25 protein-coding genes are annotated in these 25,951 nt (G+C 74.6%); 19 read left to right on the top strand and 6 right to left on the bottom strand.

The window, feature by feature from the left end:
• Positions 1-3 precede the first annotated feature (3 nt).
• From ACIGNX_RS11800 to ACIGNX_RS11755, 10 genes are all read left to right on the top strand, one after another.
• Positions 4-1,575 carry a condensation domain-containing protein gene (locus ACIGNX_RS11800; RefSeq protein ID WP_396538964.1) on the top strand — a complete coding sequence of 524 codons (1,572 nt, stop codon included), beginning with the start codon at positions 4-6 and terminating at the stop codon, positions 1,573-1,575.
• A complete protein-coding gene (locus ACIGNX_RS11795) occupies positions 1,572-2,774 on the top strand; it encodes a cytochrome P450 (RefSeq protein WP_396538962.1) in 1,203 nt (400 codons plus the stop codon). The genes ACIGNX_RS11800 and ACIGNX_RS11795 overlap by 4 nt, the downstream gene beginning before the upstream one ends.
• Positions 2,771-4,099, top strand: a complete 1,329-nt coding sequence (locus ACIGNX_RS11790; protein ID WP_396538960.1) for a PLP-dependent aminotransferase family protein — start codon at positions 2,771-2,773, stop codon at positions 4,097-4,099. Before ACIGNX_RS11795 ends, ACIGNX_RS11790 begins: the two co-directional genes overlap by 4 nt.
• Positions 4,100-4,185: 86 nt before the next feature.
• A complete protein-coding gene (locus tag ACIGNX_RS11785) occupies positions 4,186-5,598 on the top strand; it encodes a class I adenylate-forming enzyme family protein (RefSeq protein ID WP_396538958.1) in 1,413 nt (470 codons plus the stop codon).
• Positions 5,595-5,843, top strand: a complete 249-nt coding sequence (locus tag ACIGNX_RS11780; protein ID WP_396538956.1) for a hypothetical protein — start codon at positions 5,595-5,597, stop codon at positions 5,841-5,843. The genes ACIGNX_RS11785 and ACIGNX_RS11780 overlap by 4 nt, the downstream gene beginning before the upstream one ends.
• A complete protein-coding gene (gene hppD / locus ACIGNX_RS11775) occupies positions 5,824-6,897 on the top strand; it encodes a 4-hydroxyphenylpyruvate dioxygenase (RefSeq protein WP_396538954.1) in 1,074 nt (357 codons plus the stop codon). Before ACIGNX_RS11780 ends, hppD begins: the two co-directional genes overlap by 20 nt.
• A gap of 11 nt (positions 6,898-6,908) precedes the next feature.
• Positions 6,909-7,808: a phytanoyl-CoA dioxygenase family protein gene (locus tag ACIGNX_RS11770; RefSeq protein WP_396538952.1), complete on the top strand. Its 900-nt coding sequence runs from the start codon at positions 6,909-6,911 to the stop codon at positions 7,806-7,808.
• A gap of 5 nt (positions 7,809-7,813) precedes the next feature.
• Positions 7,814-8,797: a thiamine pyrophosphate-dependent dehydrogenase E1 component subunit alpha gene (locus ACIGNX_RS11765; RefSeq protein WP_396539197.1), complete on the top strand. Its 984-nt coding sequence runs from the start codon at positions 7,814-7,816 to the stop codon at positions 8,795-8,797.
• Complete coding sequence (locus ACIGNX_RS11760; protein WP_396538950.1) at positions 8,797-9,765, top strand: alpha-ketoacid dehydrogenase subunit beta; 969 nt, start codon at positions 8,797-8,799, stop codon at positions 9,763-9,765. The genes ACIGNX_RS11765 and ACIGNX_RS11760 overlap by 1 nt, the downstream gene beginning before the upstream one ends.
• On the top strand, positions 9,762-10,688 hold the full coding sequence (locus tag ACIGNX_RS11755; RefSeq protein WP_396538948.1) for an alpha/beta hydrolase: 927 nt from the start codon (positions 9,762-9,764) through the stop codon (positions 10,686-10,688). Before ACIGNX_RS11760 ends, ACIGNX_RS11755 begins: the two co-directional genes overlap by 4 nt.
• A gap of 3 nt (positions 10,689-10,691) precedes the next feature.
• Here ACIGNX_RS11755 and ACIGNX_RS11750 read toward each other — a convergent pair whose 3' ends face one another.
• Positions 10,692-11,798 (bottom strand): alpha-hydroxy acid oxidase, encoded by a 1,107-nt coding sequence (locus ACIGNX_RS11750; RefSeq protein WP_396538946.1) that lies wholly within the window; start codon positions 11,796-11,798, stop codon positions 10,692-10,694.
• Between the two features lie 456 nt (positions 11,799-12,254).
• Here ACIGNX_RS11750 and ACIGNX_RS11745 point away from each other — a divergent pair, with 456 nt between their 5' ends.
• Positions 12,255-13,598, top strand: coding sequence for a cytochrome P450 (locus ACIGNX_RS11745; RefSeq protein WP_396538944.1), 1,344 nt, complete (start codon positions 12,255-12,257; stop codon positions 13,596-13,598).
• A 181-nt stretch (positions 13,599-13,779) separates the two neighbouring features.
• Positions 13,780-15,474, top strand: coding sequence for a histidine ammonia-lyase (gene hutH / locus ACIGNX_RS11740; protein WP_396538942.1), 1,695 nt, complete (start codon positions 13,780-13,782; stop codon positions 15,472-15,474).
• A gap of 1 nt (position 15,475) precedes the next feature.
• Here hutH and ACIGNX_RS11735 read toward each other — a convergent pair whose 3' ends face one another.
• The gene (locus ACIGNX_RS11735) at positions 15,476-15,862 is read right to left on the bottom strand and encodes a VOC family protein (protein ID WP_396538940.1); all 387 of its coding nucleotides are present in this window, start codon (positions 15,860-15,862) and stop codon (positions 15,476-15,478) included.
• Complete coding sequence (locus tag ACIGNX_RS11730) at positions 15,859-16,149, bottom strand: ArsR/SmtB family transcription factor (RefSeq protein WP_396538938.1); 291 nt, start codon at positions 16,147-16,149, stop codon at positions 15,859-15,861. The genes ACIGNX_RS11735 and ACIGNX_RS11730 overlap by 4 nt, the downstream gene beginning before the upstream one ends.
• A gap of 159 nt (positions 16,150-16,308) precedes the next feature.
• On the opposite strand from ACIGNX_RS11730, the gene ACIGNX_RS11725 reads away from it, so the two are divergent.
• Positions 16,309-18,645, top strand: coding sequence for a SpoIIE family protein phosphatase (locus ACIGNX_RS11725; protein ID WP_396538936.1), 2,337 nt, complete (start codon positions 16,309-16,311; stop codon positions 18,643-18,645).
• A 46-nt stretch (positions 18,646-18,691) separates the two neighbouring features.
• Positions 18,692-19,078 (top strand): hypothetical protein, encoded by a 387-nt coding sequence (locus tag ACIGNX_RS11720; protein WP_396538934.1) that lies wholly within the window; start codon positions 18,692-18,694, stop codon positions 19,076-19,078.
• A gap of 56 nt (positions 19,079-19,134) precedes the next feature.
• Here the strand turns inward: ACIGNX_RS11720 and ACIGNX_RS11715 are convergent, their stop codons facing one another.
• On the bottom strand, positions 19,135-19,548 hold the full coding sequence (locus tag ACIGNX_RS11715; protein WP_396538932.1) for an STAS domain-containing protein: 414 nt from the start codon (positions 19,546-19,548) through the stop codon (positions 19,135-19,137).
• Between the two features lie 234 nt (positions 19,549-19,782).
• Between ACIGNX_RS11715 and ACIGNX_RS11710 the strand changes: the two genes are divergently transcribed.
• A complete protein-coding gene (locus ACIGNX_RS11710; protein WP_396538930.1) occupies positions 19,783-19,998 on the top strand; it encodes a DUF2945 domain-containing protein in 216 nt (71 codons plus the stop codon).
• Between the two features lie 66 nt (positions 19,999-20,064).
• Here ACIGNX_RS11710 and crtI read toward each other — a convergent pair whose 3' ends face one another.
• Positions 20,065-21,534 (bottom strand): phytoene desaturase family protein, encoded by a 1,470-nt coding sequence (gene crtI, locus ACIGNX_RS11705; protein ID WP_396538928.1) that lies wholly within the window; start codon positions 21,532-21,534, stop codon positions 20,065-20,067.
• 12 nt (positions 21,535-21,546) lie between these two features.
• Positions 21,547-22,653, bottom strand: coding sequence for a polyprenyl synthetase family protein (locus ACIGNX_RS11700; RefSeq protein ID WP_396538926.1), 1,107 nt, complete (start codon positions 22,651-22,653; stop codon positions 21,547-21,549).
• A gap of 148 nt (positions 22,654-22,801) precedes the next feature.
• On the opposite strand from ACIGNX_RS11700, the gene ACIGNX_RS11695 reads away from it, so the two are divergent.
• From ACIGNX_RS11695 to ACIGNX_RS11680, 4 genes are all read left to right on the top strand, one after another.
• The gene (locus tag ACIGNX_RS11695; protein ID WP_396538924.1) at positions 22,802-23,728 is read left to right on the top strand and encodes a phytoene/squalene synthase family protein; all 927 of its coding nucleotides are present in this window, start codon (positions 22,802-22,804) and stop codon (positions 23,726-23,728) included.
• Positions 23,729-23,742: 14 nt separating this feature from the next.
• The gene (locus ACIGNX_RS11690; protein WP_396538922.1) at positions 23,743-24,705 is read left to right on the top strand and encodes a DUF5914 domain-containing protein; all 963 of its coding nucleotides are present in this window, start codon (positions 23,743-23,745) and stop codon (positions 24,703-24,705) included.
• 79 nt (positions 24,706-24,784) lie between these two features.
• Positions 24,785-25,069, top strand: coding sequence for a WhiB family transcriptional regulator (locus ACIGNX_RS11685; RefSeq protein ID WP_396538921.1), 285 nt, complete (start codon positions 24,785-24,787; stop codon positions 25,067-25,069).
• Between the two features lie 4 nt (positions 25,070-25,073).
• On the top strand, positions 25,074-25,940 hold the full coding sequence (locus tag ACIGNX_RS11680; RefSeq protein WP_396538919.1) for a MerR family transcriptional regulator: 867 nt from the start codon (positions 25,074-25,076) through the stop codon (positions 25,938-25,940).
• Positions 25,941-25,951 lie beyond the last annotated feature (11 nt).

Here is a 25,951-nt window from a genome sequence, read left to right as displayed (position 1 = left end):
CTCGTGCGGTACCCGCTGTCGTACGCCCAGCGGCGGGCGTGGGAGGACCCCGCGCCGCCCCTGGCGTGCGCCTTCCTGCTGGAGGGCGAGGTGGACCGCGGCCGGCTGCAACGCGCCGCGGACGCCGTGGCGGCCAGGCACGCGGCGTTGCGGACGCGGTTCGCCGTCTCGGGCGGGCTGGTGGAGCAGGTGGTCGCGCCCTCCGGCGGGATCGAGGTGCGCCCCGATCCCGTGGACGTCGCGGCGGAGCCGTTCGACCTCGACCGTGGTCCGCTGGTGCGGGCCGCGCTGGTCGCGGTCGGGACGGGGCGGTGGCGGTTCGAGCTGGTGGCGCACCGGCTGGTCGCGGACGACGTCTCGGTGGCGATCGTGCTGGCCGACCTGGCGGCGGCCTACCGGACCGGCGTGCTCCCGGCCCAGCCCTGGCTCGACTACGGGGACTACGCCGTGTGGCAGCGGGAGCGGCTGCGCGGCGAGGAGCTGGAACGGCAGCTGGTCCACTGGCGCGAGGCGCTGCGCGACGCGCCCGCGCCCTTCGTGCGACCCGCGTTCCCCGGCGAGTCGCTGACGGCGGTGGCCCGGGGTTCGGCCGAGGCGGTGTTCGCCGCGTACGCGCTGGTGCTGGCGCGGCACACCCGGCAGGAGGACGTGGTGGTCGGTGTCCCGGTGAGCGGGCGCATGCGGGTGGAGCTGGAACCGGTCGTCGGCCCGTTCGCCGACGTCGTGCCGGTCCGGGTGCCGCTCGCGGGCGTGCCGACGTTCGAGGCGCTGCTGGGTCGGGTGCGCGAGGCCGTGGCGGGTGCCCTCGCGCACGCCGAGCTGCCGGTGGACAAGCTGGCGGAGGAATTGGGGACGGACCTGCCGGGGCACGCCGTGCGGTTCGCGTTCGAACCGCCCGTCCCGCCGGTGCTGGACCTGCCGGGCGTGCGGAGCCGGGTGGTGGGCACCACGACCACCGGAGCGGCCCTGGAGCTCCGGGCCGAGGACGACGTGCTGACGCTGGAGCACCGCGTCGACCGGCGGTTCGCCGGGTGGCTGCTGCGCTCGGTGGTGGCCGTGCTGGACCACGTCGACCGCGCGCCGGACGCGCGGCTCGCCGACCTGCCCCCGACCGACCACGACCTCCCTCCCGCGACGGCGCCGACCGCCGCCACGCCACCGGAGCGCCGGCCGCCCGAACACCGGCCGCCCGCCGAACCTCCCGCCGCGTCGGGATCGCCCGGCCGTTCGCGGGAGCAGGTCGAGGCCGCCATGGTCGACATCTGGGCCGAGCTGCTGCGCACCACCGAGCCGATCGGCGTGCACGACAACCTGTTCGGCCTCGGCGTCGGGTCCTTGACGGCGGTGCGGTTCGCCGCGCGGGTCGCCGACACCTACGGCGTCACCCTGCCCCTGCACCGCATCATCGGCTCGCCCACGATCGCCGCGCTCGCCGACGTCGTGGCGGCCGAACTCGCGCCCGTCGACGCCGGGGACGACCTGGCCGGGTTGTCCGACGACGAGCTGGACGCCCTGCTCCGCGCCGTCACGGCGGCTCGCGAACGACGCCGTGCGGGCGGAGGGGATGCGCGGTGAGCACGGCGTGGTTGCGCGAGCTGCTGGGCGAGGACGGGCGCCGCGACCCGTTCCCCCTCTACGCCCGGTTGCACGAGCACGGGCCGGTGGTCGGGCTCCCGGCCGGCAGCGGGCACGCCGCCATCGTGCACGGGCACGACGCCGTCGGCCGGGTGCTGCGCGACCCCAACTTCCACGTGCTCGACGCCGACTACCTCGACCGGGGCAGCACGCGGTGGCGCGCGCACCCGGCCGTGCGCACCATGCAGCACTCGCTGTTCAACGACAGCGGCGACCACCTGGTCCGCACCCGCCGGGTGTTCGGCCGGGCGTTCGCCCCGACCCGGGTGTCCGAGCTCGAACCGCTGATCACCCGGCTCGCGGAGCGGCTCCTCGACCGCCTCGCCGAGCACGGCGACGACCCGGTGGACTTCATGGCGGCCTTCGCCGTGCAGCTGCCCGGCGACGTCATCGGCGAGGTGCTCGGCGTGCCGGAACCGGACCGGGCCGCGTTCCCCGACCGGGTGAGGACCTTCGACGCCATCCTCGAACTGGGCCAGCGCACGTTCCGCGAGTTGCGGGCCGCGGACACCGCCGCCGAGGAGCTGACCGCCTACTTCGCCGGCCTGGTCGCCGCACGCCGGGAGCAACCGCACGACGACCTGGTCTCCGCCCTCGCCGCGAACGACGCGCTCACCGAGCCGGTGCTCCTGGCCAACCTCGTCGTGGTGTTCAACGCCGGGTTCCGCACCACCGCCACCCTGCTGGGCAACGGCCTGCACCTGCTGCTCACCCACCCCGACGCGCTCGACGCCCTGCGCGCCGACCCCGCCACCGCGCCCGCCTGCGTCGAGGAGGTGCTGCGCTTCGACCCGCCGGTCCACTTCGCCGTCCGCCACGCCGTCGAGGACACCGAGGTCGACGGCGTGGCGGTGCCGGCGGGGCGGACGGTGCTCGTGCTCACCGCCGCGGCCAACCGCGACCCCCGCCGCTTCGCCGACCCCGACCGGTTCGACCCCACCCGCGCCGACAACCACCACTACGCGTTCGGCGCGGGCCCGCACCACTGCCTCGGCGCGGTGCTGGGCCGGGTCGAGGGGCGGATCGGGCTGGCCCGCCTGGTGACCCGGTTCCGCGCGATCACGCTCGCCGAACCGCCGCGACCGCGCGACCGGTTCATGCTCCGGGGCTTCGACCGGTTGGCGGTCCGGTGCCGGTGAACCCCGAGGACGCCGACCTCGCCACGGCCGCGCTGTTCGGCGCGCTGGAGGACCCGGCGCTGAACTCGATGAATTTCCTCAACGAAGTGGCGATCCACTATCCGGACGCGATACCGCTGGCTGCCGGCAGACCGAGCGAGGAGTTCTTCGACCTGGCCGACGTACCCCGATACCTGGACGTGTTCTGCCGATATCTCGCCGACGAACTCGGGCTCACCGGGGAACAGGTGCGGCGCACCGTATTGCAATACGGTCGGACGAAGGGGATCATCCACGAACTGGTCGCGAAGAATGTGCGGCTGGACGAGGGCATCGAGGTCGACCCGGAATCCGTCGTGGTCACCGCCGGCTGCCAGGAGGCGATGTTCCTCGTCCTGCGGGCGCTGCGCGCCGACGAGCGGGACGTGCTGCTGGCCGTGTCGCCGACCTACGTCGGGCTCACCGGCGCGGCCCGGCTCGCGGACCTGCCGGTGCGACCGGTGCGCACCGGGGAGCACGGCGTCGACGTGGCCGACCTGGTCGCCGTGATCCGGCGGGAGCGCGCGGCGGGCCGCCGACCGCGGGCCTGCTACGTGATGCCGGACTTCGCCAACCCGTCCGGGCTCAGCCTGGACCTGGCCGCCCGGCAGCGGCTGCTGGAGGTCGCCGCGGCCGAGGACGTCCTGCTCGTCGAGGACAACCCGTACGGCCTGTTCCACGGCGACGCGGCCCGGGTGCCGGCGCTGAAGGCCCTCGACCGGCACCGGCGCGTCGTCTACCTGGGCTCCTTCGCCAAGACCGTGCTGCCGGGTGCCCGCGTCGGCTACGTGGTCGCCGACCAGCGGGTGGCCGCGGCCGACGGCTCGGTCGGGCCGTTCGCCGACCAGCTCTCGAAGATCAAGAGCATGGTCACGGTGAACACCTCGCCGATCGCGCAGGCCGTGGTCGGCGGCAAGCTGCTGGCCCACGGGTGCCGCCTTGCCGACGCCAACGCCCGCGAGCGGCGGCTGTACGGCGGGAACCTCCGCCGGCTCGTGGCCGGGCTGGCCGAGCGCTTCCCCGAGGGCGGTGGCGTGACCTGGACCGCGCCGTCCGGCGGCTTCTTCGTGGTCGTCACCGTGCCGTTCCCGGTGGACGACGAGCTGCTCGAGGTCTCCGCCCGCGACTACGGCGTGCTGTGGACGCCAATGGGGCATTTCTACGACTCGGCGACGCCCGTCCGATCACTCCGACTTTCCTGCAGCGCCGTTTCCGCCGAGCAGATCGACAACGGTCTCGACCGGCTGGCCGCGTTGATCGCCGACCGACGCGGCCGGTCGGCGGATGGTGCCGCCACAACGGTGTGACATACGATTCGCCTCACCCGATCCGCCGTCGAGCGGAGACCTTTGCGCAACTGTTTCGGCACGGGCGCGACCAGGCGGGAGAGCTGATGACGAACGGCCTGGCGCCGACCGGAATCGAACCGGCGACGAGTCCGGAATGGGTTGACGAGATCCTCCTGCGCGGGCCTGACGACGATATCTGCCTGTATTCCGGCGGCCCGGTCGACCGGGGTGCGCTGCGCCGCATGGTCGCGCGGCGGCAGGAACGCCTCGCGGAGGCGGGGCTGCGCGCGGGCGGTTCGCTCGCGCTGCGGCTGCCGCCCTCGACCGCGTACGTCGCCACCCTGCTCGCCGGGTGGCGCACCGGGGCGCAGGTGAGCCTGCTGGACCACCGGCTGACCGCGTTCGAGGTGGACCTCGCGCTGCGGCGGCTGGCACCGCAGGTGGTGGTGGAGGCCGGGCGGGTCACGAGCAGCCCGCTGAGCCCGTTCGCCGACGTGGAGGAGACCGTCACGGCCCGCGCCGGCCGCCCCGCGGCGACGCCGCACGCGGTGATCCAGTTCAGCTCCGGCTCCACCGGCCCGTCCAAGGTCATCGGCCGCACGGCCGCCGACCTGGTCGCCGAGGTCGAGCGGTACACCCGGATCGACGGCGTACCGCTGCCCGGTGAGCGGATCGTCGTGCTCGCGTCGGTGGTGCACGTGCTCGGCCTGGTCGGCGCGCTGCTGTACGGGCTGCACGCCGGCGTCCAGGTCCGGTCGCCCGAGCGCCTCACCGGCGACAGCGTCCTGGACGCGGTGGCGGCCGAGGACTCGCCGGCGACCGTGCTCGGCGTGCCGTTCCACATCGGACTGCTCGCGTCCGTCGTGGACCCGCCGCGGCTGCCGCAGCTCAAGCGGATGACCACCGGTGGCGAGGCGGTGCCCGCCGCGACCGCCGCCGCGTTCACCGCGAAGTACGACGTGCCGCTGGGCAACATGTGGGGCATGACCGAGGTCGGGGTCATCGCCACCGACCTGTTCGGCGCGCACCGGCCCGCGCTGGAACCGGCACCCGGCATCGCGGTCGTCGAGCGCGACGGCGAGCTGCTGGTGAGCCGGCCGCGGTCGCCGTACGTGGGGCTGTCCGACCCGGGCCGGTGGGCCGACGGTTGGCTGCGCACCAGGGACGCGGGGACGGTCGACCCGGCCACCGGCCTGGTCACCGTGAAGGGCCGCCTCGACTCGCAGGTGTCGGTCGGCGGCCTGAAGGTCGACCTGACCGAGGTCGAGGCGACGCTGGCCGAGCTGCCCGGCGTCGTGGCGGCCGTCGTGCTGCACGACGACGTGATCACCGCCTACGCGCAGCTCGACGCGCGGGCCACCGCCGAGTCCGTGCGGGCGGCCCTGGCCGAACGGCTCGCCCCCTACAAGCGGCCGCGCCGGCTGCACGTGCTCGACGCCCTGCCGCGCACCACCACGGGCAAGCTGGTCCGCGACCGCGCGGTGCTGCGCGAAGCCGTGCGCGAGGAGTCGCGGTGAGCGGCGCGCCCGACCGCGACGACGTCCTGGCGATGCTCGCGAGCCTCGACGGCCGGTCCGCCGACGACGTGCCCGAGCTGATCGAGTCGATGGAACTGGCCTGGCTGGTCCACCAGGTCGAACAGCGCTACGGCGTGCGCGTGGAACTCGACAGCGGCCAGTACGGCCGCATGACCACCGTCTCGGGAGCCGCTGACGTGCTCCGGGAAGTGATCGGGAAGCCTGATGAACATCTCCGGGATTGACCACATCGAGCTGTACGTCGGCGACGCGAAGCAGGCGGCGTTCTACCTCGGCGTCGCCTTCGGGTTCACGGTGTGCGGGCAGGGCGGCCCCGAGACCGGGCTGGAGGGGCAGCGCTCCCTGCTGCTGCGCCAGGGCGACATCCAAGTAGTCCTCACCACCGGCCTGGTGCCCGACCACCCGGCCACGGAGTACGTGCGGCGGCACGGCGACGGCGTGGCCGTGGTGGGCATCGGCGTGGACGACGCGGCGGCGGCCTACCGCGCCCTCACCGAGCGCGGTGCCCGGCCGGTGTCGCCGCCCCGCGAGCACGTCCGCGGTGACGAGCGGGTCGTCGTCGCCGAGGTGTCGGGCTTCTCCGACGTCACGCACCGGCTGGTCGAGCGGCACGGCTCGCCGCGCGAGTTCCTCCCCGGCGCGATCGTCGTCACCGACCCGGAACCGGACTCGGCCGCCGACCTGCTGCGCAGGATCGACCACCTGGCGATCTGCGTGCCGGTCGGCGGCCTCGCCCCGACCGCCCGCTACTACGTCGACGTGTTCGGGTTCGAGCAGATCTTCGAGGAGTACGTCGAGGTCGGCGGGCAGGGCATGGACTCCAAGGTGGTGCAGAGCCCGTCCGGGCACGTCACCTTCACGCTGATCGAGCCGGACCCGCGACGGCAGCCGGGGCAGATCGACGACTTCCTGACCTGGCACGCCGGCGCGGGCGTGCAGCACGTCGCCTTCGGCACCGACGACATCGTCCGGGCGGTGAGCGCGCTGGCCGAGAAGGGCGTGCGGTTCCTCGGCACGCCCGGCTCCTACTACGACGCGCTCGAGGAGCGGGTCGGCCACCTCGACACGCCCGTGGACGAGCTGCGCCGGCTCGGCGTGCTGGTCGACCGCGACCACTGGGGCCGGCTGCTCCAGATCTTCACCGAGTCCGTGCACGTGCGCCGCACCCTCTTCCTGGAGATCATCGAGCGGCGGGGCGCGTTGACGTTCGGCAGCGGCAACATCAAGGCGCTGTACGAGGCCAAGCAGGGCGAGCTGTCCGGCACGACGTCCAGGTGAGGGAGACCCCGGTGAACGAGTTCGCGCTGACCGAGCGGGAGCGCGCCCTGCTCCCGTCCGACGACGACGTCCGGTTCTTCGCCGAGCACGGCTGGTACCTGTCCCGGAAGCTGCTCTCCGACGACGAGGTGGACGAGCTGGCCGCGGCGGTCGACCGGTACTACGCGGGTGAGCGCAGCAGGAGGCTGCCGACGCGCCCGCCCCGGCTGGCCTACTGGACGCCCGAGCACGGCGACGTGCAGCGGCACAACGACTACGTGCACTACGAGAGCGACGCCATCGCCGAGGTGCTGCTCAAACCGCTGATCGGCGCGGTGGCCGCCCGCCTGGCGCGGACCGACGAGATCCGGGTGTTCCAGTCGACCCTGATCCACAAGCCGCCGATCACCGAGGAGCCGTCCAACGTCGTGCCCTGGCACTTCGACAAGCACTACTGGTCGTCGTCCTCGTCGGACCGCATGCTCACCGCGTTCATCCCGTTCCACGACTGCGACGAGGAGCTGGGCACGATCACGATGGTCGACGGCAGCCACCGGTGGGAGGAGGTCGGCTCGGACGACAGCGCCACCAAGCACTTCGCCGAGCGCGACCCGGCCCACCTGGAGACCCTGCTGGAGGTCAACGCGGCGCACAACGGCACCCGGGTCGACAAGATCCCGATGATCATCCCCAAGGGGCACATGAGCTTCCACCACTGCCGCACCTACCACGGCAGCGGCCCCAACCGCGCCACCCGGCCCCGCCAGGCCATCTCGCTGCACCTGCAGGACGGCGACAACGCCTACCGCGAGTTCCCGCTGTCCGACGGGACCCTCGCGTTCTACAACCACGACTCCCTCGTGCGGCGCACCCCGGACGGCAAGCCCGACTACGCCGACCCGGAGTTCTGCCCGCCCGTGTGGCGCGCTTGACCGCCGTGGTGGCGCACGCGCCGGACACCGACGTCGGCCTGTACCGCACGGTGCGGCTGATCCGGCGGTTCGAGGAGCGGGCCGTCGAGCTGGTCCGCTCGGGCCACGTCGTCGGCGGCATCCACCCCTGCACCGGCCAGGAGGCCGTCGCCGCGGGCGTCTGCGCGGCCCTGCGCGCGGACGACGTGATCACCAGCACCCACCGCGGGCACGGGCACGTGCTGGCGAAGGGCGCGGACCCCGCCCGGGTGCTCGCCGAGCTGGCCGGGCGGGCCACCGGGCTGAACCGGGGGCGGGGCGGGTCGATGCACGCGGCGGACTTCGCGCTGGGCGTCCTCGGCGCGAACGCGATCGTGGGCGCGAACGGCGCGATCACCGCGGGCGCGGCCTGGGCCGCCGCGCGGGCGGGGCGGGACCTGGTCGCGGTGAGCTTCTTCGGCGACGGCGCGGTCAACCAGGGCGTGCTGCTGGAGGCGATGAACCTGGCCGCGCTGTGGCGGCTGCCGGTGCTGTTCGTCTGCGAGAACAACGGGTACGCCACCACCCTCGCGGTGGCCGACGCGGTGGCCGGCACGATCACCGGGCGCGGCGCGGCGTTCGGGATGCCGGCGGTGACGGTGGACGGGACGGACCCGCGCACGGTCCTCGCGGCGGCGCGCGAGGCGGTGGACCGGGCCCGCGCGGGCGGCGGGCCGTCGCTGGTCGAGTGCCTGACCTACCGGTTCGACGCCCACCACACCTGGGAGCACCGGGCCGGGCTCCGCTACCGCGACGAGGACGAGGTCCGAAGTGGGCGCGAGCGCGACCCGGTGGTGATCCAGGGCGCGCGGGTGCCGGACGGGGAGCGGGTGCGGGTGGACGGCGAGGTCGAGTCCACCGTGGACGCGGCGGTCGCGTTCGCGCTCGGCAGCCCGCACCCCGACCCGGTCGGCGCGCTGGACCACCTCTACGCCACGGGGACGCGGGCGCGGCCGGGCGGTGGCGGCTGATGCCGTGGCTGTCCTACCAGAAGGCGCTCAACCGGGCGCTCACCGACGAACTGGCCCGCGACCCGGCGGTGTTCGTGCTCGGCGAGGACGTCCGGGTCGCCGTGTCGAACGTGACCGCCGGCCTGCTCAAGCGGTTCGGCCCCGACCGGGTGCTGGACGCGCCGCTGTCGGAGCAGGCGTTCACGGGGTTCGCCACCGGCGCCGCGCTCGGCGGGCGGCGGCCGGTGGTCGAGTTCCAGATCCCGGCGCTGCTCTACCTGGCGTTCGAGCAGATCGTCAACCAGGCCCACAAGTTCTCCCTGATGACCGGCGGCCAGGCCCGCGTGCCGGTGACGTACCTGGTGCCCGGCTCCGGGTCGAGGACCGGCTGGGCCGGGCAGCACTCCGACCACCCGTACGCCCTGTTCGCCCACGCCGGGGTCAAGACGGTCGTGCCGGCCACGCCCGAGGACGCCTACGGCCTGCTCGTCACGGCGATCCGCGACGACGACCCCGTGGTGGTGTTCGCCCCGGCCGCCGCCCTCGCCGTCCGGGTCGACGTGGACTTCGACACCCTGGGCCCGGTGCCCCTCGGCGTCGGCCGCGTGCACCGCGAGGGCGAGGACGTCACGGTCGTCGCGGTCGGGCACCTGGTGCACGACGCGCTCGCGGTCGCCGAGGAGCTGGCGGGCGAGGTGTCGGTGGAGGTGTTCGACCCGCGCACCGCGTACCCGTTCGACTGGGACGGGCTGGCCGCGTCGCTGGCCCGGACCCGCAGGTTGGTGGTGCTCGACGACGCCAACCGCATGTGCGGCCTCGCCGCCGAGGTCCTGGCCTGCGCGGCCGAGCGGTCCGACCTGCTCGCCCCGCCGGTGCGGGTGACCAGGCCCGACGGCACCGTGGTGCCGTTCGCCCCCGCGCTCGACCGCGCGGTGCAGCCCGATCGCGCCCAGCTGGTGGCCGCGGTGCGGAAGGTGCTCGGGCGATGACCGAGGAGGTCGGCGGGCCGCCGGACCCGAGACCGCCGTCACCCCGCGAGGACGACGTCCGGCCGCTCTACGCGATGTCGGTCGGGGAGGCGCGGGCGGCCGACCTCGCGGCGATCCGGGCGGCGGCCGGCACGGGGGAACCGGTGCGGCACGTCACCGACCGGACCCTGCCCGGGCCCGGCGGCGACCTGCCCGTCCGGGTCTACCGCCCGGTCGACGGGACCGAGCCCCTGCCGACGGTGGTCTACTTCTTCGGCGGCGGCTGGGCGCTGGGCAGCGTCGAGACCTCCGACGAGATCTGCCGCGCCCTGGCCAACGCGGTGCCGTGCCAGGTGATCACGGTCGGGTACCGCCTCGCGCCCGAGCACCGGTTCCCCGCCGCCGTGGACGACTGCCGCGCGGCCGTGGCCTGGATCGCCGGGCACGCCGCCGAACTCGGCGTCGACCCCGACCGCCTCGCCGTGGCCGGCGACAGCGCGGGCGGCAACCTCGCCGCCGCCGTGACCCTCGACCGCGGTGGCCGCGGGCTCGTCGCCCAGGTGCTGGTCTACCCGAACACCGACCACCGCGGCGACACGGCGTCGATGCGGGAGCACGACGACCCGGCGACGTTCAACCGCCACTCCGTGGCCTGGTACTGGGGCCACTACCTGGCCGACCCCGACGACGGCCGCCACCCGCTGGCCTCGCCGCTGCTGGCCGAGGACCTGTCGGGCCTGCCGCCGGCGCTGGTGATCACCGCCGAGCGCGACCCGTTGCGCGACGAGGGGGAGCGGTACGCCGAACGCCTGCGCGAGGCGGGCGTGCCGGTGGTCGCGACGCGCTACGCCGGGGTGGCGCACGGCTTCTTCGCCGTGCCGGACGCGGCCCGTGCCGCGCGGGCGGAGGTCGCTGCCTTCCTGCGCGGGCACTTCAGCCGGTGACCCTCACCGCACCGAGGCGGTGAGGGCGCGCGCGGACGCCACGTCCGGGCAGCCCGCCAACCGCATCGCCGTGCCGAACTCCTCGCGCAGCACGTCCAGCACCGCCGTCACGCCCCGCTCGCCGCCCGCGCCGAGGCCCCACAGCACGGGCCTGCCGACCAGGACCGCCGCCGCGCCGAGCGCGAGCGCCCGCAGGACGTCCACCCCGGTGCGGACGCCGCTGTCCAGCAGCACGGGGCACCGCCCGCCCACCGCCGCGACCACCTCGGGCAGCGCGAGGACGCTGGGCACCGCGCCGTCGAGCTGCCGCCCGCCGTGGTTGGAGACCACCACGCCGTCCGCGCCCAGGTCGACGGCCCGCGCCGCGTCCGCCGGGTCGAGGACGCCCTTGACCAGCAGCGGCAGCCGGGTCCGCGCCCGGACCCACGCCAGGTCGGGCCAGCTCAGCGACGGGTCGAACACCGCGCTGGTGTGCCGGGCGATCACCGAGTCGCCGGGCACGCGCTCGCCGACGTCGCCGTCGGTGTTCACCGGCTTGACCCAGGACGGCAGGGCGAACCCGTTGCGCAGGTCGCGCAGCCGCCTGCCGAGCACCGGCACGTCCGCGGTCAGCACGACCGCGCGGCAGCCGGCGTCCTCGGCGCGCCGCAGCAGGGTCGTGACGACGTCGCGGTCCCGCAGCCAGTACAGCTGGAACCACGTCGTGCCGCCCGCGCCCGCGACGGCCTCGATCGGCTCGGAGCTGAGGGTGCTCACCACGTACGGGACGCCGGCCGCCGCGGCGGCGGACGCGGCGGCCAGTTCCCCGCCGTCGTGCACCAACCGCTGGTAGGCCATCGGCGCGACGGCCAGCGGGAGCGCCGCCCGCACCCCGAACAGGTCGCACCCGGTGTCGCAGGCGGAGACGTCCACGAAGCTGCGGGGCACGACGGCGACGCGGTCGAACGCGGCCCGGTTCGCCGCGAGCGTCACCTCGTCGCCGCTGCCGCCCGCGATGTAGTCCCACACGTCCGGGGCCAGCCGTTCGGCGGCCAGCCGCTCCACGTCGGCGGTCGACCACACGCCGGGCAGGGGCGCGGTCACGAGCGGGTCGCCGCTCGCAGCGCGCACCGGCCGCCGGCCACCACCACGATCGAACCCGCCGTGCGAACCGCGGACGACCGGTGCTCCACCCGAGCGTCCGCGGGCCGGGGCCGCACCGCCCCGTCCACCCGGCGCGACCAGGCGCGGACCGCGGGTGTTCCGGACGTCACTGGCGCTCCCGAATTCCCGGAAAAGGGCAGGCCGTGCTTTCTCCGCAGCGGTCGAAAGGATGGGCAAAATCGGTTCACGCCCGTGGCGCCACCGACGCGCGGGCAGGCTCAGGCATCCAATCACACGCGCGTGACCAGCATCAAGGAAGCGATTGCGTGAATCCGCACGGTTTCGCCGCGCGAGTCGTCCGGTCGCCCCGGCCGGCGGCCGAACGGTCGACTCCCATTCCGTGAACGGGCCGATCGGTTGACCGTAGTCGACTCGCTCGCGCGCACCGGCCACGATGGGGGGAGCGGCAGGGAGGAGCGCGTCATGGGTCGAGGAAAGCCGATCCCGACGGCACGCGGCGCGCTGCCGCTGGTCGGCCACGCCTGGCCCATGATGCGCGACCCGTTGGGCTTCCTCGGTTCGCTCGCCGAGACCGGCCCGCTGGTCCGCATCGCCCTCGGGCCGGTCAAGGCCGTCGTCGTGTGCGACGCGGAGCTGGTGCAGCGGGTGTTCCTCGACGACCGCACGTTCGACAAGGGCGGGCCGTTCACCGACCGGGTGCGGGAAGTGGTCGGGAACAACCTGTCCACCTGCCCGCACCACGAGCACCGACGGCAGCGGCGGCTGCTGCAACCGGCGTTCCACGTCGGCCGGTTCGACGCCTACGGGCGCACCATGGCCGCCCAGATCGCCGGCCTGGTCGGCGCGTGGCGCGACGGTCAGGTGCTCGACGTGCCCGCGCAGATGGCGGCGCTCACCACGAACGTGCTCACGGCGACGATGTTCTCCGACACGCTGTCGCCCGAGGAGCTGGAGCGGTCGCGGCAGGACGCGGACGTGCTGGCCACCGACGTGCTGCCGCGCATGATGATGCCCAAGGCGCTGACGAAGGTGCCGCTGCCCGTCAACGTGAGGTTCGAACGCGCGCACGCCCGGCTCCGGCGGACGGTCGAGGCCATCGTCACCGCGCGGCGGGCGGAGGGCGGCGACCGGGGCGACCTGCTGTCCGCGCTGCTCTCCGGGTACGACGAGGAGTCCTCCGGCGCGGAGCGGACGCTGTCCGACCACGAGGTCGTGGACCAGATGCTCACCTTCCACCTCGCCGGCAGCGAGACGACCGCCGTCACGCTCACCTGGGCGCTGCACCTGATCGCCCGCCACCCCGACGTCGAGCGCCGCCTGCACGCCGAGGTCGACGCCGTGCTGGCCGGGCGCACGGCCGGTCCCGGCGACCTGGCCGCGCTGGAGCTGACCGGCCGCGTGGTGACCGAGACGCTGCGGCTGCGCTCCCCGGTGTACATCCTCACCCGCGAGGTCACCGCCGACACCGAGCTGGGCGGCCACCCGCTGCCGGCGGGCACGGTCGTGGCCTACAGCCCGTACCCGATCCACCACGACCCGGCCCTGCACCCCGACCCGCACCGCTTCGACCCCGATCGCTGGGACCCGTCCCGCAAACCCGCGCGGCACGCGTTCGTGCCGTTCTCCAACGGCGCGCGCAAGTGCATCGGCGACAGGTTCAGCCTGATGGAGGCGACGCTCGCGCTGGCGTCGATCGTGGCGCGGTGGCGGTTGGAGCACGTGCCGGGGGAGGAGGAGGTCCGGCCCGCGGCGGCGGCGGTGATCAGGCCGCGGCGGTTGCGGATGCGGGTGACGGCGAGGGGTTGAGCGCGGGCGCGGGCGGCTCGGTGCCCGGGTTCGGCTCGACGGGTCGGCCGCGGTCCGATGTGGACGGTTTGGTGCCCGGTGGGCCACTCGATGAGGTGGTCGTGGGCGGTTGTCGGGCGTGAGTCGCCGAGTGGTGCCACGATCGCGGGCGGTGAGTCGGTTCGCGGGTCGGAGGCGGTCGGTGGTTGGTCCGTGGCGGGTCCTGGTGCTCCTCGGCGTCGCCGCCGTCACGGTGGCGAGCACGGCCGCCGCGCCGTCCGAGCCGGTCGGCCGGCGGCACCGGGCGGTGTTCGAGCTGGACGGCGACTCGTTGAGCTGGGCGCGGTTGGTGGAGGTGCTCGAAGCCGACGAGGTGACCGTCCGGCTGGGGCTGAAGGCGCGGCAGGGCATGGTCGCGGCGCGGCGCGGTGCGGAGGAGGCGTTGGCCGCCGGGCAGCGGGTGTACGGGTGGAACCAGGCGTTGGGTCCCTTGAAGGACCAGCCGCTGCCCGAACCGGACCGGGTGGAGTTCCAGCGCCGGGTGCTGCGCTCGCACGCGGCCGGGGTGGGTCCCGCGTTGTCCGAGCGGGTGGCCCGGCTCGCGCTCGTGCTCCGCGCCAACACGATGGCGCGCGGCGCGATGGGGGTGCGGCCCGAGTTCGTGGACCGCATCCTCGACCTGGTCAACGCGGGCGTGACGCCCCGGATGCCCGAGATCGGGTCGTTGGGCACCGGTGACCTCCAGCCGATGGCCGCGGCGGGCCTGGTGCTCACCGGGGAACCCGCGCCGGCCCGGTGGCGCGGTCGGGAGGGGTCCGCGCCGCAGCTCCTCGCCGAGGCCGGGTTGCCGCCGTCGTTCCAGCTCGAGCAGGGCGAGGCCCTCCCGCTGATCAGCGGGAGCAGCGTGGTGACCGCCCGCTACGTGGACGCCGTCGTGCGCGCCGAGCGGCTGGTCGACACCTACGAGGGCGCGTTCGCGCTGTTCCTGGAGGCGACGAGGGCGGAGCAGGGCGCGTTCGACGCCCGCACCCACGACGAGCGGCGCGTCCCGGCCGAGGTCGAGGCGGCGAGGGTGACCAGGGTGCTGATCTGCGGCACGGGCTGGATGACCCCCGACGGCCGCAAGGCGCTCGGCGAGGAGGGCGACCGCATCCAGGACGCGGTGTCGGTCCGCGCCACCCCGCACATCGTCGGCGCGCTGCGGCAGCGGTTGGCCGACGCCCGCGGCCACGTGGAGCGCGAGGCCAACGCCTCGACGTCCAACCCCCTGGTGTTCCCCAAGGCGGGCGGCGGCCACGAGTTCGTCATGGGCGGCAACTGGGACGCCGCGCTGCTCGGTCACGAGATCGACGCGCTCAACGCCCAGGTCGCCGACCTCGGCGTGCTGTCCCAGGAGCTGTCCGCGCGGCTGCTGTCGGAGAAGTGGAGCTACCACCTGCCGGCCAACCTCGCCTGGGGCGAGGTCGGCCTGAACTCGGGCATGGTGCAGGCGCAGACGGTCGCGGTGGCGCTCGTGCCCGAGATGCAGCAGGCCGCCACCCCGGCGGGCACGCTGTCCCGGCCCGCGAAGTTCGGGCAGGAGGACCACAACACGATGGCGATGGCCTCGGTGCGGGCCCTGCACGCCAACCTCGACCGCCTGGAGACGGTGCTGGCCGTGCAGGTGCTCATGGCGGCCCAGGGCATCGACCTGATCAAGGACAGGATGGCCGCCTTCCCGCTCGGCGCGGGCACGGCCCGGCTGCACGGCGCGGTCCGCGCCGCGGTGGAACCGCTGAAGGACGACCGCTACCTCACCCCGGACCTGGAGAGGGTGACCGCCCTGGTGCACGACGGCGTCCTGAGCCGCGAGGTGCGCGCCGCCCTCGCCCCGGACGGGAGCAGGTGCGCGGCCTGACCTACCGGTGGTGGAAGATCTGGATCAGGTTGCCGCACGTGTCGTCCAGCACCGCGGTGGTGACCGGGCCCATCTCCAGCGGGTCCTGGGTGAACCGCACGCCCAGCCCGCGCAGCCGCTCGAACTCCGCGGGCACGTCCTCCACGGCGAACGCCGCCGCCGGGATGCCGTCGGAGACCAGCGCCTCCTTGTAGGGCTTCACCGCGGGGTGCTCGTCGGGTTCCAGCACCAGCTCCGTGCCGTCGGGCTCCTCCGGCGACACCACGGTCAGCCACCGGTGCGCGCCCAGCGGGACCTCGGTCTTCTTCACGAAGCCCAGCACCTCGGTGTAGAAGCGCAGGGCCCGGTCCTGGTCGTCGACGAAGACGCTGGACAGGTGGATCCTCATGGCGTGCTCTCCGGTGGTCGTGGCCTGAGCCATCGCGTCACGACGTGCTCAAGCGGTTCGGTGTTCAGGTCGTGGAACTTGTAGCGGCCCTCGCGCCGGGTGCGGACCAGGTCCGCCGCCTCCAGCACGGCCAGGTGCTGGCTGACCGCCTGGCGGGTGAGCGCCGAGCCGCCGGCCAGCAGCCGCCCGCAGATCTCGAACAAGGTCTGGCCGTCCCGCTCCACCAGCGCGTCGAGGATGCGCCGGCGGGTCGGGTCGGCCAGTGCCTTGAACAGCTCCTCGACCATGGCGCCACGATAGGCAAGTGCCCACTTGCCTGCAAGTGGTTACTTGCCTATTGACTTCACCCGAACGTGGGCGGCTGCGAGGTGGGAAGCGAGGGGACCTGGGGAATTCCTGGTGGGTTCGGCTGGCCGCGAGCGGCCGGCGGGTTGATGCTGGACGCGATGGCAGCCCAGCGGGATCCCTCCGGTTCGGCGCTGGCCGACCTCGTCGCGCGGCAGCGCGAGGAGATCGACCGGCTGCGGGCGGCTGCCCGCAGGCAGGCCGTGGTCGAGCAGGCCAAGGGCGTCCTCGCCGAACGGCTGTCGTGCCGCCCGCACGAGGCGTTCGAGGACATGGTCCGGCTCGCCCAGGCCACGGGCAGCGACCTGGGGGTCATCGCGGCCGGGGTGCTCGGCGTGCCGCCGCCCGCCGGCCCGCCGCCCGCGCCGGCCGAGGGCGCCGACGACCCGGCGCGCTACCAGCCGCCGGTCGAGATCCCGCGGCCGTCGCCGACCCCGCCGGGCGAGCGCACGCCGCAGCCGGTGGCCCTGGCCGCGATCGGCACCGCGGTCGACCCCGAGGACCTGGCCGAGCTGGTCCGCGAGCACGTCGGCTGCGACGGCGTGCTGGTGTACGTGCTCGAACCCGACGGCGGCCTGCGGTTGCGGTGCGCCGCCAACGTGCCCGCCAAGGTGCGGCTGGAGTGGGAGCGGGTGCCCCGCCAGCTCGACACGGGCATGCTCGCGTCGGTGCGCAGCGGCCTGCCGACGTGGCTGCCGGACCTGGCCGACGCCCGCCGCCGGTACAACCTGATCGGCGACCCGGAGACGGTGTGGCGCTCGCGCGCCTGGCTGCCGTTCCGCGACCAGACCCGCACCGCCGGGGTGATCGGGGTGCTGTGGGACGAGGACCACGGGTTCACGCCCGAGGAGCGGTGGGAGCTGGACGTGCTGGCCCGCGCGGCGGGCTCGACCCTGCTGACCCTGCTGCGCGCCGAGGGCGTGGCGCGCGGCGCGAACTGGGCGCTGTGGGCCCAGCACCTGCTCGACGTGCTGCCGGGGTCGGTGGCGCTGCTGGGCGCGGTGCACGACGAGTCCGGCGAGGTGGTCGACTACCGGTTCGAGGCGACCAGCCCCGACGCCGTCGACCTCGCCGGCCGCCGCTACCGCCAACTGGTGGGCCGCACCATGCTCGCCAGCTACCCGACCATCGCCGGCACCGCGTTGTGGGAGACCTTCCACCGGGTGCTGCGCACGGGCGTCCGCGAGGTGGTGGACACGTTCGAGTACGAGGAGACCTCGCCGGGGGTGCCGCAGCAGGGCCGCTACGCGCTGACCATCGGCAAGTTCGGCGACGGGTTGATCCTGTCCTGGCGCGAGCACGAGGACCCGTTGCAGCTGGAGCGGCTGCGCAGCGTCCAGCGCCTGGGCAACATCGGCTGGGGCGAGTGGAACCTGGTGACCGACGAGATCGTCTGGTCCGACCAGCTCTACGTCATCTTCGACCGCGACCCGGCGCTGGGCCCGATGTCGTTGGACGAGATCCGGGCCTCGGTGGTGGGCGAGGACCTGCCGATCCTCCAGAACGCCGTGCGCGGCATGATGGAGCGGGGTGAGCGCGCCGACTCCGAGCTGCGCCTGAAGGCGGGCGACCAGGTCCGGTGCGGCCGGTTCATCGGCGAGGCCGTGCTCGACGTGCAGGGCAGGCCCGTGCGGCTGGACGTGGTGCTGCAGGACGTGACCGCGATGCGGCGGGCCGAGAAGCGGGTGTTCGACCTCAGCGAGCAGTTCGCGCAGGAGCACCAGGTGGCCGACCACCTCCGCTCCGCCGTGCTGCCGCTGCCGAGCCGGCCGGTGGACCTGCCGGGGATGCGGGTCGCGGTGCGCTACCTCGCGGCCGAGCAGTGGGCGGAGGTCGGCGGCGACTGGTACCACGCGTTCCCCATCGACGACGGCAGCACGCTGCTGGCGATCGGGGACGTGGCCGGGCACGGCCTGGCGACCGCGGCGGCAATGGCGAAGCTGCGGTTCGCGCTCACCGGCGCGGCGTTGACCAACCCCGACCCGGCGGGCGTCCTGGACGTGCTCAACCGCATGCTGACCGGCGGCGGGGGCGTGACGCTGGCCTCGGCGATCGTCGCCAGGTTCGAACCGACCACCCGCAGGCTGTCGTGGGCGCAGGCCGGGCACCCCAACCCGCTGCTGCTGCGGTCGCACGACGTGCACCGGCTCGACCGCCCCGACGGGCCGATCCTGGGCGCGGTGCGGGGAGCGGTGTACGCGACGGCGCGGACGCTGCTCGCGCCCGGCGACACGGTGCTGATGTTCACCGACGGCCTGATCGAGCGCCGGCCCTCCTCGGGGGCGCGCGGCGACGACCTGGAACGCCTGATGGACGAGATCCGGGGCTTCATCGCCGACCTGGACCCGGTCGAGATGCCGGAGGCGCTGACGGCGCGCCTGGTGCCCGCCACGCCGCTGGACGACACGTGCATCGTCGCCGCGACGATCATGCCGTGACCGCCGTCGCCGATTGCGCCGCGCCGGAACGGGTACACGTCACGGTATGAGCACGGAGGACCTGAACTCTTACGCGGAACCCCAGGCCAGCGGGTCGCCCGACGCGGTCGAGACCGATCCGGCGGCGCTGAACAGCGCCGAGGACCTGGACGAGGACCGCATCCGCAAGGACCCGCTCGAAGCCGGGATGGACCCGCCGGAGCAGTGGTCCGGCGTGACCAAGTACGGCATGACGCCGTGGGAGGAGTCGCACGCCCGTCCGCTGGCGGACCGGTTGGCTGAGGAGCAGCCGGACGTGGCGGTGGAGCAGCCCGCCGGCGAGCCGGTGTACCCGGGCGACGGGGTGGTGAGCCGGGACGCGGAGGAGAACCCGCGCGAGGCGGAGATCCGCGCCGAGGCCGAGCAGCGCGGTCAGGCGGCCGACGACAGCTGAGGTTCCCGTGCCGGGGTCGTGGTCCGCTCGCGGGTCAACGGCCCCGGCACCGCCGGTCACACCTGCTCGCGGGCCACCTGACGCGGTGCGGGACGGTCGGGCCGCACGGCCGCGAGCGCCTGGTCGAGGGTGGGGTGGATGTCCACCGTCTCGTTGACCAGGGTGATCTCCAGGGGGCGCAGGACGGCGCGCCGGTCGGTGGCCACGGCCAGCGCCACGCCGCGGCGCTCCGCGCCGGCCAGGGCCTCCACCAGCAGCTGGATGCCCGCCGAGCCGAAGAAGTCGACTCTGGTGAGGTCCAGGACCAGCGCGACGGGGTCGCGGCCGAGCTGGTCGGCCAGCAGGGCGCGGATCGGCTTGTCGGAGGCCATGTCGATCTCGCCGACGACCTCGACCACAGTGGTGCCGTCGTGGTGGTGGTGCACGCGGGTGGTCGTGGCGAGCGCGGTCTCGGTGCGGGTGTCGCTCATCGGACACTCCCTCGGTTTGGTACGAGAACCAACAACCGAGCTACTGCTCAACCCGAATCGTCGCTCCGCGCAGCGTGTAGTGGCGGTCGGACACTTCAACTTTACGGCCCTGTCCATGGAATCACAACCGAGTACCGGTGTGCCCGTGCTTCACCGGTGCGCCGGTCAGCCCACCGGGTGAAAGTGCAGCGGTGGCGGCCTGCGGGGCCGGGCGCGCGGACCCAGACTGCGGTGATGGGCGAGGAGAAGTTCCACAAGGGCGACGACGTCACGTGGTCCAGCCACGGCCAGACCGTGCACGGCGAGGTGGTCGAGGAGATCACCGAGGACACGGAGGCCGCGGGCAGGCAGGTCCGCGCGTCGGAGGACGACCCGCAGTACCGCGTGCGCAGCGACAAGAGCGGCAAGGACGCGGTGCACAGGCCGTCCGCTCTCGACGAGGACTCCTGATCGGCGCGAACCGGACCGTCGGCGACACGTGATCTCGGACACACCTGCCGCCACTGGTCCGGTTGGTCACGGTCGGCGCAGCCGTTCGGCGGCCAACCGGCCCGACACGAGCACCGGCGGGATGCCGACGCCCGGGGTGGTGCCGCTGCCGGCCAGCACGACGTTGCCGTCGCGGAACGGCAGGTTCCGCGGCCGGAACGGGCCAGTCTGGCCGAAGGTGTGCGCCGCCGAGAACGGCGTGCCCGCGGCCTGGCCGGACCTGGCCCAGTCGTCGGGCGTCACCACGGACAGCACCTCGACGTCCGGGTCCAGCAGCTTGCGGGCGACCAGCTCGCCGACGACCTCCTCGGCGTAGCGCGGCCCGACGCGGTCCCACCGGATCGGCGCGGCGTCGAGGTTCGGGCACGGCGCCAGCAGGTACTGCGCGTGCCGCCCCTCCGGGGCCAGGTCGGGGTCGGTGAGCGTCGGCGTGGTCAGCAGCAGTGACGGGTCGCTCATCAACCGGCCCTCGCGGATGATCTCGGCGAACGTGCCCTCCCACGCGGCGCCGAAGGAGATGGTGTGGTGGGCCAGCCGGTCGACCGCCCGTCGCGCGCTCAGGTGCACCACCACGGCGGACGGGGACCAGCGCAGCGGGCGCGGCCGGCGTGGCCGCCCGTGCAGCAGCCGCGTGCTCTGGGCCGGACCGGTGGCGAGCACCACGGCGTCGCACGGGATGCGCTCGTCGGCCGTGCGGACCGCCCGGACCCGCGCGCCGGCGCGTTCCAGCCCGACCACCTCGACGCCGTACCGGAACCGGACGCCGGCGGCGGCCGCCGCGTCCGCCAGCGCCTGCGGCACCGCCCGCATGCCGCCGCGCGGGAACCAGACGCCCGCGACCGTGTCCATGTAGGCGATCACGGCGTAGGCGGCGAGCGCGTCGGCGGGGGAGACGCCGGCGTAGAGGGCCTGGAACGTGAACACGCGCCGCAGCCGGTCGTCGTGGACGAACCGGCCGACCGCCCGGGACAGCGAGCCGAAGCCACCGAGCCGGGCGAGCGCGACGAGGTCGCGGCCGAGGAGGTCCAGCGGCGAGTCGAAGCTCGCGCCGATGAACCGGTCCCGCTCCACCCGGTACAGCCGGGTCAGCCAGTCGCGCAGCTCGCGGTAGCCGGCGGCCTCCCGGTCACCGGCGAACTCGGCGACGGCCTGGGTCATCGCGTCGGCGTCGGTGTGCACGTCGAGGGCGCTGCCGTCGGCGAACTCGGCCCGGTAGGCCGGGTGCAGCGGCACGAGGTCGAGGTGGTCGGCGCGGCGCGCGCCCACCGCCGTGAACGCCTCGTCCAGCAGTTCCGGCATGGTGAGCACGGTCGGCCCGGTGTCGATGCGGTGCCCGGCGACGTCCAGCCTGCCCGCGAGCCCGCCCGGGTGGTCGTGCTGCTCCAGCACCACCACCTCGTGCCCGGCCCCGCGCAGGTGCAGGGCGGCGGACAGGCCGGCCAACCCGGCGCCGACCACGACGACCGACTCGGTGCGTCCCTTGACGACGTGTGCCACGGCGTTCCCCTGTCAGTCGCGACGGTGGACGGCCTTGGCCGCCAGGTGCTTGAGGTGCTCGCGGGCGGTGTCGTCCACGTCCGCCCGGTCCAGCGCGGCCAGCCCGCTCGCGGCCAGCGCGTCGATGTGCCGCTCGACGGCCTCGACCGCGCCGAGGCCGACCAGCGCCGACCGCGCCTCGGCGACGGTCCGGTCGGTCACCGCGCCGTCGCCGAGGCAGCGCCGCAGCACCCGGGCCGCGGCCCGGTCGCCCGTCGCGGTGGCCCGGGCGATCGCGATCGCCATCAACGGCGTCCGCTTGCCCTCGCGCAGGTCCTCGCCGACCGGCTTGCCGGTCACCGCGCTGTCGCCGAACACGCCGATCAGGTCGTCCCGCAGCTGGAACGCGACCCCCACGTCACGGCCGAACTCGCGCAGGCACTCGACCACGTCGGCCGGCGCGCCGGCGAGCGCGGCGCCCAGGTGCAGCGGGCGTTCGACGGTGTAGGCGGCGGTCTTCAGCGCGGCCACCCGCAACGCGCCCTCCAGCGAGCCCTCGCGCCGGGCGGTCGCGAGCAGGTCGAGGTGCTGGCCCGCCATCATCTCCGCCCGCATCTCCTGCCACGGCCGCCAGGCGCGGCGCAGCGCGGGACCGGACAGCCCCGCGGTGACGAGCGCGTCGTCGGCCCACGCCAGCGCGAGGTCGCCGACCAGGATCGCGGCGCAGTCGCCGTAGTGGCGCGCGCTGCCCGCCCAACGGGACCGCTGGTGCCGTGCGGCGAACGCCTCGTGCACCGCGGGCCTGCCGCGCCGGGTCGCCGAGCGGTCCATCACGTCGTCGTGGACCAGGGCGCAGGCCTGCAACAGCTCCAACGACACCAGTGCCCGCACGGTGGCCTCGGCCGCGTCGCCGCGCACCTCGCCGCCGGCCGCGCGCCAGCCCCACCACGCGAACGAAGGCCGGACCCGCTTGCCGCCGGACAGGACGACCGCGCGCACCTCGCTGGCCAGGTCCGCCGCGGCGTCGACGTCGCGGCGGTCGCGGAAGTAGCCCTCCAGCGCGGCGGCGAACCGCGTCGCGAACTCGTCGGGCGCCGGGGGAGCGGACGTGCGGGTGTCCATGCCGGCCAACAGCGACATCGTCGCCCCCTCGCCTGTCGATCTGGTCTCGGTGGGTCGAGCTAAGCAGCGCCACGAGGGGTCCGCACAACGAGCGGGCTGGTTGTGCGGCGCGCTGCCCGCCGACTTAGCGTGAGGGCAGTGCCCACGCCGGAAGGAACCCCCACGCATGTCCGCAGATCGTGAAATGGATGCCGCGGGCATCACCGGACCGCTGCTGCGCGACGCCTATCGGCGGTGCCGCGCGCTCAACGCCGAGCACGGTCGCACGTACTACCTGGCCACGAGGATGCTGAGCCCCGAGCAGCGGCCCGCCGTCCACGCGCTGTACGGGTTCGCCCGGTACGTGGACGACATCGTGGACGACGTGCACAGTGGACCGGAGCACAAGGCCGCCGAGCTGGCGGTCGTCGAGGCCGCCGTGGCGTCCGCGCTGGAGCGCGGCACCAGCTCCGACCCGGTGCTGATCGCGTTGCTGGACACCGCGCGGCGCTACGACATCCCGAGCGCCTGGTTCCGGGACTTCATGGTGTCGATGCGGATGGACCTCACGGTCACCGACTACGCCACCCGCGCCGACCTGCTCCGGTACGTGCACGGTTCCGCCGCGGTCATCGGGTTGCAGGTGCTGCCCGTGCTCGGCACCGTCGTGCCCCGGGAGGAGGCCGAACCCGCCGCCGCCGCGCTCGGGATCGCCTTCCAGCTCACGAACTTCATCCGCGACGTCGGCGAGGACCTCGACCGCGGCCGGGTCTACCTGCCCGCGGACGAGCTGGCGGCCTTCGGCGTCGACCGGGAGCGGCTGCTGCGGGCGCGTGCCGCGGGCCGGGCCGACGACCGCGTCCGGGAGGCGCTGCGCGACCAGGTCGCCCGCGCCCGCCGGGTGTACGACGAGGCCCTGCCCGGCATCGCGATGCTCGCGCCCCGCTCGCGCCCGTGCGTGAGCACCGCGTACCGGCTCTACGGCCGCATCCTCGACCTGGTCGAGGACGCCGGCTGCGACGTGCTGTCCCGGCGCGTCGCCGTCTCGAACGGCAGGCGGCTCGCCGTCGCGCTGCCCGCGTTCGCCAGGGCCGTGCTCGCCCGCACGGCGTGATCCGGAGGAGAGACATGCCGTACCGCTCGCCGCTGCGCAGGGTCACCGGACCCCCCTGGTCGCAGCAGGAACCGACGTGGCGGGACGCGAAGCCCGCGCTCATCGAAGCGGCGCTCAAGCGCGCCACGGCCCGGCCGTCGGGCAACTGGTTCGTGGTCGGCGCGAGCCGTGACGTGGTGCCCGGCCGGCCGCTGGGCCGCACGGTCGCCGGGCGCGAGGTCGTGCTGTGGCGCGGCCCGGACGGCGTGCCGCTGGCCGGTCCCGGCTCGTGCCCGCACCTGGGCGCGCCGCTGTGCGACGGCGCCGTCGCGGACGGCAGGCTGGTCTGCCGCTGGCACGGGCTCGCGCTGGACGGCGGGCGGTTCGGCGCGTGGAGCCCGTACCCGGCGCACGACGACGGCGTGCTGGTGTGGGTGCGCCTGGACGAGGTCGGCGGTGAGCTGCCGCTGCCGGAGCCGGTGCTGCCCGCGCGGCCACCGGCCGGCTCGGTGGCGGCGGTGGCCACGCTGATCGGCCGCTGCGAGCCCGAGGACGTCGTCGCGAACCGGCTCGACCCGTGGCACGGCGCGTGGTTCCACCCGTACTCGTTCGCGAACCTGCGGGTGCTGCGGACGCCGACCGAGGAGCAGGACCGGTTCCTGGTCGAGGTGACGTTCCGGGTCGCGGGCAGGTTCGGCGTCCCGGTGACGGCGGCGTTCACCTGTCCCGAGCCGCGCACGATCGTCATGCACATCGTCTCCGGCGAGGGGGAGGGCAGCGTGGTGGAGACGCACGCCACACCATTGGGCAACGGGCGGACGGCGGTGGTCGAAGCCACCATCGCCCACTCGGAGCGGCCGGGGTTCGCGCTGGTCAAGCGGGCCGCGCCGGTGGTGCGGCCGCTCATGCGCCTGGCCGCCGCGCGGCTGTGGCGGGACGACCTGGCCTACGCCGAGCGCCGGTACGCCCTCCGGTCGAAGGGTGTGTTCCCGACCTGACGTCCGCCAAGTTGCATCGTTTCTGAGTCGATTTTATGGTGGTGTCGTCACCGCAATTCGACTCCAGAGGACGTGCGCCATGCCCGAGCTCTCCCGTCTGCCTCGTCCCGTCGCCGAGTCCTGGGACTGGCAGCTGTCCGGTCTGTGCCGCGGCATGGACAGCGCCTACTTCTTCCACACGCCCAACGAGCGCGGGGCCGCCCGCGAGCGTCGGGAGGAGATGGCCAAGGCCGTCTGCCGGCGCTGCCCGGTGATGGACAAGTGCCGCCAGCACGCGCTGGAGGTCCACGAGACGTTCGGGATCTGGGGTGGCCTGGGCGAGAGCGAACTGCGGGCTATCCTTTCCGAACGCGCCAGGAAGTGAGTCGATGAGCTGGACACCCCGTGCGGTCGCGGCGATGCTCGGCATCTCGCCCACCACGCTCCGCACCTGGGACCAGCGCTACGGCCTGGGGCCGTCCGACCGCACCGCCGGCGGTCACCGCCGCTACCAGGACGACGAGGTCGAGCAACTGCGCCGGATGGTCGCGCTGACCGCGCAGGGCGTCGCGCCGGCGGAAGCCGCGCGGCAGGCTCGGGAACCCGGAGCCGTCCACCCCCGACCGGTCGGGGCCGAGCTGACGGCGGACGCGGCCCGGACCGCCCGGCGCGGCTTCCTGGCCGCGGCCGACCGGCTCGACGAGCCGCGGATCCGCCGGCTCGCGATCGACCTGATCACCCGGCACGGCGTCGTGGCGGCGTGGCAGTCGGTGCTCTTCCCGTTCCTGGTGGAACTGGGGGAGCGGGTGAGCCGGCGCGGCGCGGGCGTCGAGGTGGAGCACCTGGCCAGCGCCGGGCTGCTGCACGCGCTGCGCGCCGTGCCGTACCCCGACGGCACGGGCGTGCTCGCCGCCCTGCTGGCGTGCGCGCCGGAGGAGCAGCACACCCTGCCGCTGGAGGCGCTGGGCGCGGCGCTGTCCGAAGAGGACTGCCGGTGGCTCGGCCTCGGCGCCAGGGTGCCGGTGAGGGCGTTGTGCGACGCGTTGGAACGCCTGCGCCCGGCGGTGGTCGTGATCTGGGCGCACGACCGGGACCTGGCCGCCACCGTGCCGCTGGACCGGCTGCGCGAGCGGACCGACGCGGTGCTGCTGGCCGCGGGCCCGGGCTGGGAGGGCGTCGCCGTGCCGGACCACGTGCGGCGGCCGGTGACGCTGGTGGAGGCCCTGCAGTTGGTCCTCGACCAGGTCCGGGTCTGAGGTTCCGCCCG

The sequence above is a fragment of the Actinosynnema sp. NPDC053489 genome (assembly GCF_044544865.1).
Classification (GTDB): domain Bacteria; phylum Actinomycetota; class Actinomycetes; order Mycobacteriales; family Pseudonocardiaceae; genus Actinosynnema.
This window is presented reverse-complemented; position numbering and strand designations above follow the sequence as displayed.